The sequence below is a fragment of the Labrenzia sp. THAF35 genome (assembly GCF_009363595.1).
Lineage (GTDB): Bacteria > Pseudomonadota > Alphaproteobacteria > Rhizobiales > Stappiaceae > Roseibium > Roseibium algicola.
The window spans coordinates 1386386-1403046 of sequence record NZ_CP045380.1 but is presented as its reverse complement, the minus strand read 5'-3'; the positions used below and the strand labels follow the sequence as shown (position 1 = coordinate 1403046).

Annotated in this window: 17 protein-coding genes; 8 read left to right on the top strand and 9 right to left on the bottom strand. The window is 59.6% G+C overall.

Features of this window, described 5'->3' with window-relative positions:
- The first annotated feature begins 129 nt into the window (after positions 1-129).
- Complete coding sequence (locus FIU93_RS06465) at positions 130-831, top strand: hypothetical protein (protein WP_152505111.1); 702 nt, start codon at positions 130-132, stop codon at positions 829-831.
- A 254-nt stretch (positions 832-1085) separates the two neighbouring features.
- Here the strand turns inward: FIU93_RS06465 and FIU93_RS06460 are convergent, their stop codons facing one another.
- The gene (locus tag FIU93_RS06460) at positions 1086-1862 is read right to left on the bottom strand and encodes a class I SAM-dependent methyltransferase (RefSeq protein WP_152505110.1); all 777 of its coding nucleotides are present in this window, start codon (positions 1860-1862) and stop codon (positions 1086-1088) included.
- A 138-nt stretch (positions 1863-2000) separates the two neighbouring features.
- Here FIU93_RS06460 and gloB point away from each other — a divergent pair, with 138 nt between their 5' ends.
- From gloB to FIU93_RS06440, 4 genes are all read left to right on the top strand, one after another.
- Entirely contained in the window at positions 2001-2783 is a 783-nt protein-coding gene (gloB, locus tag FIU93_RS06455) for a hydroxyacylglutathione hydrolase (protein WP_062486192.1), read from the top strand.
- A 125-nt stretch (positions 2784-2908) separates the two neighbouring features.
- Positions 2909-3124 carry a hypothetical protein gene (locus FIU93_RS06450; protein ID WP_152505109.1) on the top strand — a complete coding sequence of 72 codons (216 nt, stop codon included), beginning with the start codon at positions 2909-2911 and terminating at the stop codon, positions 3122-3124.
- Between the two features lie 44 nt (positions 3125-3168).
- Complete coding sequence (locus tag FIU93_RS06445; protein ID WP_152505108.1) at positions 3169-3612, top strand: cupin domain-containing protein; 444 nt, start codon at positions 3169-3171, stop codon at positions 3610-3612.
- A gap of 511 nt (positions 3613-4123) precedes the next feature.
- Entirely contained in the window at positions 4124-4912 is a 789-nt protein-coding gene (locus FIU93_RS06440) for a DUF1206 domain-containing protein (RefSeq protein ID WP_152505107.1), read from the top strand.
- 44 nt (positions 4913-4956) lie between these two features.
- On the opposite strand, the gene FIU93_RS06435 is transcribed toward FIU93_RS06440, so the two are convergent.
- The 5 genes from FIU93_RS06435 to FIU93_RS06415 form a co-directional block, all read right to left on the bottom strand.
- Positions 4957-6342 carry a mechanosensitive ion channel family protein gene (locus FIU93_RS06435; protein WP_286202410.1) on the bottom strand — a complete coding sequence of 462 codons (1386 nt, stop codon included), beginning with the start codon at positions 6340-6342 and terminating at the stop codon, positions 4957-4959.
- Positions 6343-6512: 170 nt separating this feature from the next.
- A complete protein-coding gene (gene ftsY, locus FIU93_RS06430) occupies positions 6513-7988 on the bottom strand; it encodes a signal recognition particle-docking protein FtsY (protein ID WP_152505105.1) in 1476 nt (491 codons plus the stop codon).
- Positions 7989-8240: 252 nt separating this feature from the next.
- A complete protein-coding gene (mtaB, locus tag FIU93_RS06425) occupies positions 8241-9509 on the bottom strand; it encodes a tRNA (N(6)-L-threonylcarbamoyladenosine(37)-C(2))-methylthiotransferase MtaB (RefSeq protein WP_152505104.1) in 1269 nt (422 codons plus the stop codon).
- Complete coding sequence (gene dapF, locus FIU93_RS06420; RefSeq protein ID WP_152505103.1) at positions 9506-10417, bottom strand: diaminopimelate epimerase; 912 nt, start codon at positions 10415-10417, stop codon at positions 9506-9508. The genes mtaB and dapF overlap by 4 nt, the downstream gene beginning before the upstream one ends.
- A gap of 276 nt (positions 10418-10693) precedes the next feature.
- Positions 10694-11584, bottom strand: a complete 891-nt coding sequence (locus FIU93_RS06415) for a neutral zinc metallopeptidase (protein ID WP_023002575.1) — start codon at positions 11582-11584, stop codon at positions 10694-10696.
- A gap of 221 nt (positions 11585-11805) precedes the next feature.
- On the opposite strand from FIU93_RS06415, the gene FIU93_RS06410 reads away from it, so the two are divergent.
- A complete protein-coding gene (locus tag FIU93_RS06410) occupies positions 11806-12291 on the top strand; it encodes a hypothetical protein (RefSeq protein ID WP_055660126.1) in 486 nt (161 codons plus the stop codon).
- 16 nt (positions 12292-12307) lie between these two features.
- On the opposite strand, the gene FIU93_RS06405 is transcribed toward FIU93_RS06410, so the two are convergent.
- On the bottom strand, positions 12308-12847 hold the full coding sequence (locus FIU93_RS06405) for a L,D-transpeptidase family protein (protein ID WP_152505102.1): 540 nt from the start codon (positions 12845-12847) through the stop codon (positions 12308-12310).
- Positions 12848-13039: 192 nt separating this feature from the next.
- Here FIU93_RS06405 and FIU93_RS06400 point away from each other — a divergent pair, with 192 nt between their 5' ends.
- The gene (locus FIU93_RS06400) at positions 13040-13723 is read left to right on the top strand and encodes a response regulator transcription factor (RefSeq protein ID WP_023002571.1); all 684 of its coding nucleotides are present in this window, start codon (positions 13040-13042) and stop codon (positions 13721-13723) included.
- 25 nt (positions 13724-13748) lie between these two features.
- Complete coding sequence (locus FIU93_RS06395; RefSeq protein WP_152505101.1) at positions 13749-14255, top strand: cyclic nucleotide-binding domain-containing protein; 507 nt, start codon at positions 13749-13751, stop codon at positions 14253-14255.
- Positions 14256-14692: 437 nt separating this feature from the next.
- Here the strand turns inward: FIU93_RS06395 and FIU93_RS06390 are convergent, their stop codons facing one another.
- Together FIU93_RS06390 and leuD are read right to left on the bottom strand one after the other, a co-directional pair.
- Positions 14693-15559, bottom strand: a complete 867-nt coding sequence (locus FIU93_RS06390; RefSeq protein WP_209010296.1) for a protein-methionine-sulfoxide reductase heme-binding subunit MsrQ — start codon at positions 15557-15559, stop codon at positions 14693-14695.
- Positions 15560-16038: 479 nt separating this feature from the next.
- Positions 16039-16644 carry a 3-isopropylmalate dehydratase small subunit gene (leuD, locus tag FIU93_RS06385; RefSeq protein ID WP_023002568.1) on the bottom strand — a complete coding sequence of 202 codons (606 nt, stop codon included), beginning with the start codon at positions 16642-16644 and terminating at the stop codon, positions 16039-16041.
- Between the last annotated feature and the right edge of the window lie 17 nt (positions 16645-16661).

The window sequence follows — 16661 nt, the reverse complement described above, 5'->3', positions numbered from 1 at the left end:
TGGACTTTTCGCGATACGCTTTAGGATCGCATCAAAGGCTTCTTCGGACTCGTTGCAATCGAGTTCTTTGGCAGTTTCTTTGAATTTGTCGATTTGCTTCTAAGATTCCGTTGAGTTTCATTTCACCCAATGCTTGGCAGATACGCTTCATTTAGTGATGAGAGTAGTACACAACACCACTACACAGTGATCGGCGGCATTTTGTGTAAGGACGTCGTTGCCCGGCAACTTCGACAGGTAATCATTGAAGCGCAAACAGGTTCTCGCGATACCTTGAAATGGTCCAAAATCCGAGCAGCTAACAAGCATCGGTACGAAAAAGTAGTCGATGCGGCGTTTGAGGCTATAACTTCCCATCGAATGGATTTTCATTCCCTTGTTGTGGCGAAATCCGATGAGGATCATGACACTTTCAACAATGGCGACAGCGAGCTTGGTTTTAACAAGTTCGTTGTTCAGCACCTCTATGGGTTCAAACGTAAGCTCGGAAAACATGCTCGCATTCGGCATATGTATGCGGCGCGCACAAGCCCGCATGATCTAACCAAATTCGAAAGTTACATTGACGGCATGGCGCGCAAGCGCTTCGGCATTAGTTGTGCCCCTTGCCTAGCCGTTGACCATGTTGACTACAGAAAGGACCGGATGTTTTGGATTGCCGACATCCTTATTGGCGCAATTGGCGCTTCCTATAACAACCTTTTGAACCAAGGCTCCGCAAAGGAACAAATCGCCGAACGCATCCGCATTTCCGCGAATTTGCCGTCTCTTACACAAGAGACACCAGAGCATATGAGACACTTTAAGATCTGGAAATTCCGGCCCTCGTAGGCCTAGCCTGAATAATTCAGGCGGGTGACAGGTTGAACCTATCTGTTCGGCCAACGAGGTTACCACAAATATAGGACGAATCTCCAGAATCTACAAGAGTTTCAAAGGTCTTTTCGGCATCGAAATGGTAATCAAAGCTACACGGGCGTACGTTTGAAATACTGGTTCGCCTTAAATAAATTGCCTATAGCTCAAGCGCTTGCCCTTCACATTCAGCCGCAGCGCAATAGCAGCCCGCAAGCCAAACCACTCACCTAATCCGCCTTCACCTGACGATGCACGGACCTGACAGGCTTCAGCCCTGTCGCGACGCCTTCGGGAATGAAGACAGGCCGCAGCACGCGGAAGCGGCTTTTCTTGCCGTCGACGGGCAGGCTCTGGAACACGACCTTTTCCGCCTCCATGATCAGAACACCGCCAAAGGCGGGCCAGATGCGGCGGCCGATGCCTTCCCAGGTGCGGGCCGCGCGCAGGATGGTGCGGGCGCGCGAGGGCGGCATGAAGAGGGCTTCCTTGTCCTCGGTCACGTTGAACTGGCAGCTCTTCAGAAGATCCTTGAGCTGGCTGCCCGAATAAGGCCGGCCATAGCCGAAGGGGGAAAGTTCCGACTGTGCCCACAGGCCGCGCCGGTTCGGCACGACGGCAATCAGTCGCCCGCCCGGCACCAGCACCCGCCAGGCTTCCCTGAGAACCGCCGCAGGGTCCGAACAATGGTCGAGAGCGTGTACCAGCATCACCCGGTCGAAATAGGCATCGGGAAACGGCAGGTCCTGGTCTTCCACCAGCGCACAGGCGCTGTCCCGCTCGCGCGGCCAGTGAACGGCGCCCTGGGGAGCGGGCATGGCGGCGATCGCCCGGTCGACCGTGTCGAGGTAGGGCCGCATGAACGGGCCCGCGTAACCGATACCGAGCAGAGCCTGGCCGGTAAGGTCCGGCCACATCTTGCGGATAGGGGCGCCGATCAGGCTGCGAAGCAGCCTGCCGAGTGGCAAATCGTAAAAAGCGCGCAAATGAACGACGTCGAGATACATTCAGCCTTGCTCGGTCAAGAAGGGTCGCGGCGATTGAACATGGAACGGCGGGAGAGCGCAAGATCTCTTGCCTTGCCCTTGGCGCCTGACTTTGCCAGTCTGCATCTCAACCGACAGATCTCAGCAGGGAGCCGTTTCATGGCCTTGAGCGACACCACCGAAATTCACCAGTTTACCTGTCTCGACGACAATTTCGGCGTGCTGATTCACGACACCGACAGCGGAACGACCATTGCCGTCGACGTGCCAGACGCCGATGCCTACGAAAAGGCGCTGGAGCAGACCGGCTGGTCGTTGACGCATATTCTGATCACCCATCACCATTGGGACCATGTCCAGGGTCTCGGCACACTCAAGCGGAAAACTGGCGCGACCGTCATCGGTCCCGAGCGTTCACGCCTGAAGATTGCCGAGTTCGACCGCACCGTGGAAGACGGCGACGACGTCCGGTGCGGACCTTACGAGATCAAGGCGATCTCGACCCCGGGCCACACGCTGGATCAGATCTCCTGGTACATCGCCTCCATCAAGGTGGCCCACACCGGCGACACTCTGTTTTCGCTCGGGTGCGGCCGTGTGTTCGAGGGTGACAGGGACATGATGTGGTCGTCGCTTGCCAAACTGATGCGCCAGCTTCCCGATGACACCACCATCTACTGCGGCCATGAATACACGCAGGCCAACGCGCGCTTCGCCCTGACCATCGACCCGGACAACGCCGATCTGAAGGCGCGGGCAGACGAAGTTGCCGCGCTGCGCGAGAAAGGCGCCGCGACACTGCCGACAACCATGGCGAAAGAGAAAGCAACGAACCCGTTCCTCCGTGCAGGTGAAGCTTCTGTCGCCGCTGCACTCGGCATGGAAGGCAAAAGTGCTGCCGAAGTCTTTTCCGAGATCCGCATGCGCAAGGACAACGCTTGATCATACCTATAGGTCCCGCAGCAGAATTCTTGCACCGCCTTCCGGTTTTTCTTGGCCGGAAGGCTTAAAACAACGACTGGTTGCCCCCATATGCACGCCATCGTGATCATGAAGGGGCACACACCATGACACCTGCGAGTTCCGAAGACCACTTGACACGCTCCGCGGAGCAGCGCGCACGGGACGTGGTCAGCCGCATCGTCGGCCAGGCCGAACCGATACCGGGTCATCAGGGCGGCGGACACAGGCTGGACATGCAGCTCCTTTACGAGGAAGTGGTTGCGGCCCTGCGCGAAACCATTGATGATCTGGCTTTCTGCACCGGGTCGAAATCCTCCTGAGCGATCCCGTCCCGGAAATCCAGTTGATCCAGCCGGGACTTTTCATGACTTCTACCGCCAGCCTGACCGCCGAAAAGATCGTCGACCTTCTCGACATGCAGCCGCACCCGGAAGGTGGCTTTTATGCCGAAACCTTCCGCGACAGCGTCACCGATGATGGCGGCCGGGCTGCATCTACCCTGATCTATTTCCTGCTTCCCGAAGGCGTCCTCTCCCGCTGGCACAAGGTTGACGCGGTCGAGACCTGGCATTGGTACGCCGGCAGCCCGCTGGAACTTTCCATCAGCCCCGACGGCATCACCCGGGAGGTGCTTACCCTGGGCAACGACCTTCTGGCCGGCGAGCGCCCGCAAGGCATCGTTCCCCGTGACGGCTGGCAGCAGGCCCGCTCGCTCGGTGCATGGACCCTGGTCGGCTGCACGGTTGCCCCCGGATTTCAGTTCGAAGGCTTCCTCATGGCACCGGAAGACTGGGAACCGGGAAGCTGATTTTTCGCTCCCTGTTCGATTCCTCGGAACCATTTCCTGTTTGACGAGTTCTCTCTCCAACGAAAGGAGAGAGGCATGAACGGTATCATCTATCTGGTCGGTCTCGTCGTCGTTGTCGGCGCGATCCTGTCCTTCATCGGATTGGTCTAACCTAGCCCCGGTAACCCTGCCGCGCCCCCGGCAGACGATCTCCAACAGTTTGGGCCGGACGCAAGCCCCCGCCACGAACGGCTGCCCCCTGCCGTTCACCCAGCGTCCGGCCCTTTTCCGTTTCTGGCAAGGAATTGAACATGCACAACATTATCTATCTCGTCGGACTTGTCGTCGTGGTTGTTGCCATCCTGTCGTTTCTCGGCCTCGGCTGAGCGGGGGTAACCTCCCCAATATTGCAGGTTTAACAACCACGCCCTCTGGCGCCGCCCGCTGGTCGGCCCGCCAATCGTCCTGGCGGAGCCGGCGCACAGCGCTTTACCGATTGTGAAAATGCCGGGAAGGCGGAAAGACCAGGGGAATGAAGTACTCGCACTGGTTACAAGCTGCCGCACGTGCCGGATATCTTTCACGCGGCATCGTCTATGGCATCATATCCTTCTTTGCCATTCTCGCGTCCATCGGCGCAGGCAGCAGCAAGGGCACGAAAGGTGCCCTTGTCACTCTCTTGTCCCAACCCTTCGGCTCTGTTCTGGTGGCTGTCCTTGTGACAGGCCTGTTCGGTTTTGTCGTCTGGCGGCTGGTTCAGGCCGTTCTGGACGCGGACAACCATGGACGGGACCTGCAGGGGATCGTCGTGCGCCTGGCCCTTCTGGCAAGCGCCGCCACCTATAGCGCGCTCGCCCTCTACGCCATTGGCCTGCTCGGAATTACGGGCACGGATGATGGCAAACTGCTGCCGGGCCTGATGAACGCTATCTCGCAAGCTCTTGGCCAGCGGATATTCGTGACTGGCTTGTCCCTTGTCTTTCTTGGAATAGCGGTTGCGCATTGGTGGAAGGCCTGTTCAGGCAGATACAGCAAGCACTTCGATGAAAACGAAGCCCCGATGCGGATTGTTCACGTCGTGTCGGTTCTTGGCCTCGGTGCACGCGGGATCGTGTTCGCCCTTCTGTCGGCAATGATCTGGCTTGGCATCGAGGGCGCCTCAACCTCCGGCGGCGATCTGCCGAGCACACTGGATGCTCTGAAATACATTCAGGGTTTGCCTTATGGGCAGGTCATGCTGTTCGCGCTGGCGGTTGGTCTGATGGTTTTTGCCATCTACTCCTTTGTCGAATCCCGGTGGCGCAGGGTCAGCCTTTCCTGACACGCTGCTCAGGATTTGCTTCATTAATCGCCTGTCTGTCAGGATTACCTTGCTGATTTAGCCCCGAATTCCTTCGGCGCATGCTCATCGAGAAGGTCGTCCGACTGGGCGGCTTTACGTTCCAGTTCAACTTGCTTTTCAAGATCCCGGTCGGCTTCCGTATCGTTCGGCATTTCTGCCGATTGCGGAAACGCTGCCTCCTTACGGGCGATCTTCCCGCGTTCCCGATCCCCCTGGTGCCTGTCCGGCAGGAGGTTTTCCAGCGCAGGCGCATCGTCGAACCTCAGCCGGTAGATGGGCTCCGGCAGGGAGAAGCCGTTTGATTCAAGCGCCAGCTTGACGAGGCGCATCGCCTCGGAACGGGCCTTCTGGAAATCGGTCCGCGTCTGGTCAATCCAGCCCACAAAACTCAAAACAACGTTGGAATCTCCCAAAGCTTCGATCCAGGCGTCGGGAGAGGGATCCTGAAGAATGAACTCCTGGCGGCGAAGCGTCATCAGGCCAACGTCCAGCGCCTTGTCGAGGTTGCTTTCCGCATCGACGCCCAATTCGAAGACGAAGCGGCGCCGTGGATTGGTGGAAAAGTTGACGAGGGTGCTCTTGAAGACCATGGCGTTGGGGATGCGGATATGGTTCCCGTCCTTTTCCATCAGGATCGTAGCACGCGACGTGAGACTGATGACAAAGCCCTCGTAGCCTTCAATCCGGACGAAGTCCTTCGGGTTGAACGGCTGCCGGATGCTGAGCATGATACTGGCAATGTAGTTTTCGACCGTGTCCCGGACAGCAAAGCCGACCGCCAGCCCCACAATGCCGGCTGCTCCAAGCAAGGTGCCGATGACAGCAGTGGCGCCCAGCACATCCAGCGCAAGCACGATCCCGATCGTGAAGAACAGGATCCTGATCAGCTGCCTGACAAGATCCGCAATGAAGGCATTGGGCGTGAGTCTGTTCCAGGGCCATTCAAACCGCGCGATCAGCAGTCCGGCCGCACTGGCCAGCATCCAGACGAGCAGGGCAACCAGGGCAAGCGGCAGATAGTTCACCCCTTGGGACAGGCGCGCCTGCAGGCGCTCGTAAACCGGAACGAGACGTTCCTCCAGCGCGGTTTCCTCGGTGAGATTGTTCTGGACTGCGACGACGCCGTCGACACGGCCGGCAAGCTCTTCGGCCTTTGTGGCAAGGCTTGCCTCGGTCACGGTTCCGTTCAGGTTGACCACACCTGATCTTACGACGACCGAAATTCCGGAAAGCCCGTCGAGCTGGTCATAGATACCGTTGATACGCTGCTCGATGGCCTGATCGTCGCCGGCGCCGGGCATGGCGGTGATGGCTCCGGCGGGGCTTTCCGATTGTGAAGATGCAGGCAGTGCTCCGGGCAGAAACAGCACCAGAGCAACAAGAAACGAGTGCAACAATCTGGAAATCATGACGGCCTTTCCACGCTTGTGCCCGGCTGCCGTCAGTAGAAGGGTTTCCGCGCGCGCCAGACTTCGACGCTAACTAAACGCACGTCGGGCTGCGAGGTTCCCCGGCACTGCTTTGCAAATGTCGCAAGGCGCCCAAACGAACGGGTCCAGCACCTTGCGGGACGCTCGCGTTAAGCCATGCCTGCAATCGCGCTGGCAAAATCCTTGGCCGAGAAGGGCTCGAGATCGGCAACACCTTCCCCAACACCAATGAAATGCACCGGCATTGCGTGCTTGGCGGCAATCGCGACCAGGATCCCGCCCCGGGCGGTTCCGTCGAGCTTCGTCATCACCAGTCCGGTCACGCCGGCAACCTTGCCAAAGATCTCGACCTGGTTGAGCGCATTCTGGCCTGTCGTCGCATCGAGCGTCAGCAGGACCGTGTGCGGAGCTTCCGGGTCGTGCTTCTTGATCACGCGGATGACCTTCTCCAGCTCATCCATCAGCTCGGCCTTGTTCTGAAGCCGGCCGGCGGTATCGACCAGAAGGACATCGACGCCCTTCGCCTGCGCTTCCTTCATCGCATCATAGGCAAGGCCGGCGGCATCCGCACCGGTATCGCGCGCAATCACTTCAGCCCCGGTGCGCTCACCCCAGATCTTCAGCTGTTCCACCGCGGCCGCACGGAAGGTATCGCCAGCTGCAAGCATGACGGTCTTGCCTTCGGAACGCAGCTTCTGTGACAGCTTGCCGATGGTGGTGGTCTTGCCCGTACCGTTGACCCCGACCATCAGCACCACATGCGGCTTCTTGCCGGTATCGAGATCGAGCGGCTTGGCGACGGGAACCAGCACCTTCTCAACTTCTTCGGACAGGATCGCCCGGACTTCCTCTGGCGAAATTTCCTTGTTGTAACGCCCGTCGGACAGACGGTCGGTAATCGCCATCGCCGTGTCGACACCAAGGTCTGCCTGGATCAGGATATCCTCCAGCTCCTCCAGCATGGAGGCGTCCAGCTTGCGCTTGGTGAAGATCGAGCTGATGCCTTCGGTCAGCGATGCGGAAGACCGCGACAGGCCGTTCTTCAATCGCTGGAACCAGGACAGTTTCGGCTCTTCGGCAACAGGTTCCACCGGTACGGCGGGCACTGGCGCGGCAACAGGCGCTTCTGCGGGGGCCGGCTCGACAACCGGTTCCGGTGCGCTGGCCGTTTCAGGCGTAGGTATTTCCGGTGCCTGCGGTTCTGGTGCCTGGGTTTCTGGCGCCTGTGTTGCAGGTTCTGGTGTTGCAGGTTCTGGCGTTGCGGGTTCTTGGCTTTCGGGCTCTTCCGGCCGGGGCGCTTCAGGTTCCCGAGTTTCTGCCTGCTCGGGCTCGACGTCGGGTCCCGTATCGGTTGGCAGAATGTCTTCCGGCTCCACCGCCGGCTTCATTGGCGAAAGTTCCGGAACGATACCAGGGCTGACATCCATTGCGATCGGCTGGAACGGCTCGTTCAGCGCCGCGACAGGCCGAACGTCCATCTCGACGTCGAGTGCCGGGTCATCTTCCTGCGGTTCTGCGGACGTTGCTTTCTGTGCCGCATCCTCTGCGGCCGGAGCAGCCTCGTCTTCCGGTTTGCTTTTGCCGCCGAAGAGGCGTCCAAGAAAGCCGCGCTTTTTCTCGCTCATGAACCTGCCTTAAAAAATCTGCCCGTTACTGCGTTCTTAAACTGTCGCAACTGAAGTGACCACACATTCCGCCTCATCCTGAGGAGGTCCGACAGGACCGTCTCGAAGGATGGGCAGCATACACGGAGCAAGCGGCCCATCCTTCGAGACAGCGCTGCGCGCTTCCTCAGGATGAGGCTGTTTGTCCGGCTGCAATCCAATCTGACACACACCACAGGCCAGCTCGTCACCACCCGAACCCTGAACCTTTCCTCAGGCAGCCCTGGAAAGGGCTTCGCCCAGAAGATGGCGGCCGGTATGTCCGATAATTCTGGTTTCGACAATCTCACCGGCATTGCCGCTGCCCAGCTCGACCTGCGTGAATTGTTCAGTCCGGCCAAGGCCTTCCTTCTCGATCAGCACGGGGCGGGTCTTGCCGACCTCGGCCTGAAGGTGCCTGACCAGCGCTTCCTCGCCCTTGGCCCTGAGGCGCGCGCCGCGTTCCTTCACGACATTGCGCGGCAGCTGCGGCATGCGCGCTGCCGGCGTACCCTTGCGCGGCGAGAATGGAAAGACATGCAGATGCGTCAGGCCGCATTCGTCGACGATCCGGAGCGAGTTCTGGAACATGTCCTCGGTTTCCGTCGGGAAGCCGGCGATGATGTCCGCACCGAAAACCATGTCCGGCCGCAGGCGGCGAACCTCTTCGCAGAAGCGGATCGTGTCGGCCCTCAGGTGGCGCCGCTTCATCCGCTTCAGGATCATGTCGTCACCGGCCTGGAGCGACAGATGCAGATGCGGCATCAGCCGTTCGTCTTCGGCAATCACCCGCATCAGGTCGTCGTCCGCCTCGATGGAATCGATGGAAGACAGCCGCAGGCGCTTCAGGTCAGGAACCATTTTCAGGATCTTCGCCGACAGCGAGCCCAGCTTGGGGGTTCCCGGAAGGTCCGCGCCATAGGACGTGATGTCGACACCGGTCAGCACGATCTCGTTATAGCCATTGTCGACGAGGCGCTTGATCTGGTCGATGACCACGCCCATCGGCACGGAGCGGGAATTGCCCCGGCCATAGGGAATGATGCAGAAGGTGCAGCGGTGATCGCAACCGTTCTGGACCTGCACGAATGCACGCGCACGGCCCGTCAGCCCGTCGATCAGATGGCCTGCGGTCTCCTCGACACTCATGATGTCGTTGACGCGCACTTTCTCGGTTTCGGAAACGCCGAAGGCGGCAACGTCCTGATAGGACTTGCGCTCAAGCTTTTCCGTGTTGCCGAGCACCAGATCCACTTCCTCCATGGAGGAGAAGGTCTCGCTTTCCGTCTGCGCGGCGCAGCCGGTGACGATCACCCTGGCGTTCGGGTTGTCACGCTTGGCCTTGCGCACGGCCTGGCGGGCCTGACGAACCGCCTCGCCGGTAACGGCACAGGTGTTGATGAGGATGGCGTCCTTGAGGCCGGCAGCCTCCGCCTCGCGCTTCATCACTTCCGACTCATATGCATTCAGCCGGCAGCCGAAGGTCACGACATCGATGCTCATGACGCGGCTCCAGCCGCCAGCGGGGCGTCGCCCGTGGCGGTCTTGCGCCAGGCCAGGGTATCGAGATCGACCTCGCCTTCGAATTCCACTTCCGTCAGACCGGTCATCAGCACGTGGTTGTCGCTCTCGCGCCATTCGATCCCGATGGGACCGCCCGGCAGATGGATGGTGATCTTGCGGCTGGTTCGGCCATCACGCGCGGCAGCAACCCCAACCGCACAGGCAGCGGTCCCACAGGCCAGCGTCAGACCGACGCCGCGCTCCCAAACCTTTACCCGGATCTGGTCGGTATCAAACACATGGGCCAGCGAAATGTTGGCGTATTCCGGAAAGATCGGATGGTGTTCCAGCAAGGGACCGACCCGCTCAAGCTCATAGGCTTCCACGTCGTCGACCCAGAAGATCGCGTGCGGATTGCCCATGTTGACGACGGCCGGCGTGTGCAGGATCGGATCATCGATAGGTCCGATCTGAAGTTCGATCGCACGGGTGTCGGCAAACTCTTCCGCAAGCGGGATTTCGTTCCAGGCAAGCCGCGGTACGCCCATGTCGACAGTCACGCTGCGCGGGCCGTCGGCATCGAACGCGTGCAGCAGCCCGGCACCGGTCTCGATGGTAACAAGCTCCTTGCCGGCTTCTTCCATCAACAGACGGCCGATGCAGCGCGTGGCGTTGCCGCAGGCAGATACTTCACTGCCATCGCGGTTGTGAATGCGCATGAAGGCATCGACACCCAGCGAGGACCGCTCAACGGTGATCATCTGGTCGAAACCGATGCCCGTCTCGCGGTCGCCCAATGCGGCAATGGCTTCGGGTGTCAGGCGCAGCGGTTTTTCACGCGCATCCCAGACCACGAAATCATTGCCAAGGCCGTTCATCTTCAAAAAGGGTCTGGTTTCAGACGCCATACCGGTCGCACTTCTTCAAAGCTTCAAGGAAAAGCGTCCGCCATCTTGCGGACATTTGCCCCTATATGGCGGAAAATACCGCAAATTACCAGTGGGGCAGGCAGTCATCGCAGATATGCGTAAACGCGCCAGCCCGCTATCACTTGGTCGTCATTGCAGGTCTTGCCCCTGCAATCCATCCGTGGGCTTTCAAAGCCGGAAGCGTACGGAAAAGAACCGATCAAGCGGCATGGATGCCATGGACGTGCCATGGCATGACGCGATGTGTTCGTGCCCTTACAGGCTCGCCGCGCTGAACGTATCGCAGGCATTGAGGTCGCCGGACTGGAAACCCTTCTTGAACCAGCTTGCCCGCTGCGCAGAGGTGCCGTGGTTGAAGCTTTCCGGCACGACATAGCCCTGAGCCTGGCGCTGCAACGTATCGTCACCGATCCGGCTGGCCGCGTTCAGTGCCTCGTCGATATCGCCTTCTTCGACAAACCCTTTCTGCCGGGCGGCATAATGCGCCCAGATGCCAGCATAACAATCGGCCTGCAATTCTACACGTACCGATAGAGCGTTGCCTTCCGCCTTGCTGAGCGTACGCCGGGCCTTTTGGAATTCCGGCAGCACGCCAAGCACGTTCTGGATGTGGTGACCGACTTCATGCGCCAGCACATAGGCCTGTGCGAAATCACCCGGCGCATTCAGCTGGTTTGCCAGTTCCTGATAGAAGGACAGGTCGATGTAAAGCTTGCTGTCGGCGCCGCAGTAGAACGGGCCGGTTGCCGCGCTGGCATATCCGCAGGCTGATGATACCGACCCTGAAAACAGCACCAGCGTCGGCTCGGGGTACGTCGCACCACCGTTTTCGAAGATCTGGCCCCAGGTGTTTTCCGTGTCGGCCAGTACGACGGAGACAAATTGCGCGGTTTCCTGGTCGGCCGCACTGCGAGGGGCCTGCGTCTGATAGGACTGCGTATCGTAACCGCCCCCGCCATCCAGCTGGCCGAGAAGTGTCAGCGGGTTGATGCCGGTCAGCCAGGCAATGCCGACGATAATCAGGAGGCCCGTCAACCCGAGGCCGCCACCTCTCACCCGGCGGCCACCGACGCGCATGCGTGGTCTCCCGCCCATGGAACGCCTGTCTTCAACGTTGCTGCTGCCGCGGCGGCCTTTCCAGCGCATGTCCTGATTATCTCCGTGAACCCGAACTTCGTCATACCAGACAAGACCGCGGAAACCTATGCGGTTGGCTGCCGTCTCTGCCTGTGAGACACTTTTCAAAAAACGCGGCAAGGCGCGTTCGGTTGCCCTCATTGCCAACGGAATCGTGATGCGGGTTACAGAGTTGGCAGTCATGCCGACCTAATATTGCGTCCATGGGGCAGTTATGAAGGATAACGATCATGCCCGACGTAAACGCTCAACAGGCGCAACGCCTGATCAATTTCGCCACCGAAAGACTTGGCCGGGTGGAAGGCGATGGCCAGTGCTGGACGCTGGTCGACAACGCTTTCCGGCACGTCGGCTTCAACAAGCCGGCCTCCACCTATGTCTGGGGGCGGGTGATCAACAACCTGTCGGATGCCCGGCCGGGTGACGTGTTCCAGTTCACCCGCTTCGAAGTCACGGTTCGTGTAACCCAGCCCGACGGCAGCTGGGAGGAACAGACGATGTCCCGCGGCGAACCGCGGCACACCGCGATCCTGGAAAGCGTCAACGGCAACAGGGCAACCTTTCTGGAAAGCAACGTCACCGACGACCAGACCGTCAAGCGCAACGGTTTCGGAATTCGCACGGCAACGACGACCGATGACGCAGGCGTCAGGACCTCGACCACGGTCAGTGGCAGCTTCACCATCTACCGGCCACAAGTCAGTGCCAATCCTTAAGACTGTTCGGGCCGGCTCAGGCGTGGATCACCATCTCCGCGCCAAGGCCGATGTTCTGAAGAATCAGGCGCATGTGTTCCGGCGAAACGGCAACGCAGCCTTCCGTCGGCGAATAGCCCGGCCGCGCGACGTGAAAGAAGATCGCGCTACCTTGGCCCTTCACGGCCGGGTTCAGGTTGCAATCCAGCACGACGACGATGTCGTAGAGCCTGTCGTCGCGCCACATCTTCTCATGGCTGGCCGAAAAAGGCAGTTGCACCGGCCTGTTGTACAGGCGGTGGCCAGGATCGTCACACCAGCCCGACGCCGGTGTCAGCGGCTCGGTCGGCAGCAGCGTTGCCGGCGGCAAGCCCCGGTCTGGGCGATAGTAGACGTGCAGCAATTCGAACCGGCCCACCGGCGTGCCGCCATCGCCTTCGCGCTTGCGCATGACAATGCCTGACCGGCCGAGCGCACACGGGACCGTGATCCGCCCAAGACTGAGCACGCCGCGTGTCCGGTTCAGAGGCGACGCACGAACTTCCAGCATTCCCGCCGATTTTTTCAAGGTTTTCATGATCCTGTCCGTTCCGCCTGTCCGCTCCGCCGGTCTTCTTGATAAACCACCCCTAAACCCCGCGTGAAGAAGAATTGACGGGACACCGCTTGTGCGGGAACAATTTCCCACGCACATAGAAGCAGGAACGCGCTTGTGTCCTTTGCACAAGTCGTCGTGAAGAGATTTTGGATTCTGGCGAGGGACGCGACGATGACCGCCCGCACGATTTTGATTGTCGATGATGATACCGAACTGCGCGAAGCACTGGTGGAGCAGCTGTCGCTTTACGATGAATTTGAGACGATCCAGGCGGATTCGGCCACGTCCGGCATCGCCATGGCCAAGGAAGAGCACGTCGATCTGCTGCTGATGGACGTCGGCCTGCCGGACATAGATGGGCGCGAAGCGGTCAAGCTGCTGCGCAAGGGCGGTTTCAAGGCACCGATCATCATGCTGACCGGTCATGACGGCGACAGCGACACGATCCTGGGGCTTGAGGCCGGTGCCAACGACTATGTCACCAAGCCGTTCAAGTTCGCCGTGCTTCTGGCCCGTGTCCGGGCACATTTGCGCCAGCACGAACAAAGCGAAGACGCCACCTTCGCCATCGGCCGCTATTCGTTCCGGCCCGCCGCCAAGGTGATGCAGGACGACAGCGGTTCCAAGGTTCGCCTGACGGAGAAAGAAACCTCCATCCTGAAATTCCTCTACCGCGCCGGCGAAAAGCCCGTAACCCGCGACGTGCTGCTGCACGAGGTCTGGGGCTACAATTCCGGGGTGACCACCCACACGCTGGAAACCCACATCTACCGCCTCAGGCAGAAAATCGAGCGTGACCCGTCCAATGCGGAGCTTCTTGTCACAGAAGCCGGTGGATATAAGCTTGTGCCGTAACCGGTAATCGGCGTATTTCTTGGGCATGAGCCTTGCCCAAGACATTGCGATTCTCAAACAAATCCCGATGCTTTCGGACTTTCAGGACGATCAGCTGCGTCTGCTCGCCTTCAGCGCCGAAAGCATGGATTACAACCGCGGCCAGCGCCTGTTCGATCAGGGCGACCGCGCCGATGGCGGTTTGGTAATTACCAGCGGCACGGTCAGCCTGCAGACGAGGACCAGGGACGGCTTTGAGGAAATCGAGCGCGTCGGTCAGGGCACACTGCTGGGCGAGACGGCTCTTCTTGCGGAAAACAAGCGCCCTTGCCGGGCAGAAGCCGTTGACGGCGTACGCATCATCCGCATTCGCCGCGCGCTCTTCAAACGCATGATCCAGGAATTCCCGGAACTTGCACAGCGCATGCTCGACCAGCGCGCCAACCAGTTCCGCCAAACGGTTTCAGCCCTGCGCCCCATCGGCGAAAAGATGGCCGAACTGGAGCAGATCAACGCCGAACGCCGCGTGCGCGACGACGAGAAACAGTCGTAGGGCAAAAGTCCCGACGCTGATTGTCTCGCAATTCAAACAGCGGCAGGGTCTGAGTCTCGGCGGGTCTTCGCATTCCCTGGAGATAATCTTCACGTGTCGCCGTCTTTGCCGGACGTGATCCGGTAATCCTGGCCGTTCCACACATCCAAGCTCATCAGAAGATAAGGGGATCGGCATGGATCCCATGGTCAAGCCATGGGATGACGGGACTGGGAAACCTGGAAACTCGGCTTCTCCCATCATGGGGTGGCTCCCCAACCAGACCGGGTCCAATTCCTGAGACCACACCCTCTTTCCGTCATTGCCGGGCCAGACCAGGCAATCCATGCCGTGACCTTTCCGCATGAAACACCCGACCGGGATGGAAGGCACTCGACTTGGGTCCGAGGGCAAAGCCACGGGATGATGGTAGTGGGTGGTGAAGGCTCGGCGATATTTTACGCCCGTTTCAGCCCCAGCTTGGGGCCGAGCAATCCGCCGATCCATTGAACTATTGCCGCCAAACCAACCCCGAGCCCGATGATCCCGACCCAGATAGCCGGACGGATTGCAACGGAAAGGGCGAAGTTGGCTTGAAACACCCGGTCGGCAGGAATGCCGGTGGCAAGTGCGTACCAGGCAAATTCGATCCCGGCAGTCCCTGCAGCTGCCAGCAGCGCGCAAACCGCCAGAACCAGCGGGTTTGCAAGGCTGAAGCCTGCCTTGACCGCAAGTCTGTAGATCATCAGCAGCACGAACAGGCCTGCCATCAAGGTGGCCTGCGTGACGTCCGACTTGGACTGCAGGAAGAAGTGGAACAGCATGAGAACGCCGATCGGATAGATCAGGGTGTGCAGCCGCTGCCAGTTCCGCCCGAGTTTGCGGATGGCACTGTCAAACGAGGTCGCCCCCAGAACCGCCAGCCCGAACAGCGCGACAAAGCCGATGGTCAGATAGAAACGCAGAACGATTTCAGACACGACCTTGCCGAGGTTCCAGCTTTCCTGCGCAGCGTAAAGCCCCAGGTGCAAGAGCGCATAGGCAAGCACTGTCACACCCAACATGCGCCTGACACCGACGATCCGGTTCCAGGAGAAGATCCTCCGGAGCGGCGTTACCGCCAGGGTCACAAGCAGGAAGCGCACCGCCCAGTCGCCACTGGCATGAAGCTCCATCTCGAAGGGCTCCGGCAGCACTGGCCCGAAGGCGAGGCTGTAGAAGATCTGCAACGCCGGAAGAAGCACGGCAATGAATACAGCCAATCGCAGACCGGAAAGGTTGCCGCGTCGGTCGGTCCAGGGAGCGTATGGTGCCAAGGTCATCATATCCATGCGTTCGGACTATCGCACGAAACGTTCAAGGACACTGAAAAGCTTTTCAAGCCTGCGTGAAGAAGATGAGAGGCGGTTATCCAGCTTTCCATGTCCCGCTTCACCGGCAAGCGCCTTTCGGCGCCGCCCCTTTGTATTCAATCCGACAGAAACCAGGGATGCCCAGGTGATTTGTCATCCCGGTTTGACGCGTCAGCGGCAAGACCGGGATCCAGTACGCCATGGGAACAGACTTCGAAAACCTTGCGAACCCAGTGAATACTGGATCCCTGCCTTCGCAGGGATGACAAGGTTGATGGGCGTCAGGACAAGACGGCTGAATGCGGTTGCCGTGATCGAACTCTGGAGGATTGACCCTGTGAGTGGAGGATCAGGTCTTGGCGACGCGTCGCGCGCCTTAAAGAACCTGAGGCAACCAAAACAAAAAAGCCGGGTCGTGAAACCCGGCTTTTCAAAAGTCATTGTAGTCCGGCTCAGACCCAGGGGCGGTCGTTGCCCATCTTGCTTTCAAAGGTGTCGATTTCACCGGCCTTTGCCATGGTCAGGCCGATGTCGTCGAGGCCGTTGATCAGGCAATGCTTGCGGAAACTGTCGATCTTGAAGGCGATATCGCCGCTTTCAAGACCTTTGATTTCCTGGCTTTCCAGATCGATCGTCAGCGTGAAGTTGGCGCCGCGCTCTGCCGCATGCATCAGGGTTTCCAGCTCGTCTTCGGAGACCTGGATCGGCAGAATGCCGTTCTTGAAGCAGTTGTTGTAGAAGATGTCGGCGAACGAGGTGGAGATCACGCAACGAATGCCGAAATCAAGCAGCGCCCAGGGCGCATGCTCCCGCGAGGAACCGCAGCCGAAGTTGTCGCCGGCGATCAGGATCTTGGCATTGCGGTAGGCGGCCTTGTTGAGAACGAAGCTCTCGTTCTCCGATCCGTCGTCGTTGGTGCGCATTTCGTGGAACAGCGCGGTGCCGAGGCCGGTGCGCTTGATCGTCTTCAGGAACTGCTTCGGAATGATCATGTCCGTGTCGATGTTCACGATCGGCAACGGCGCTGCGACACCGGTCAGGGTCTCAAATTTTTCCATTCTTCTTCTCTCCTGAA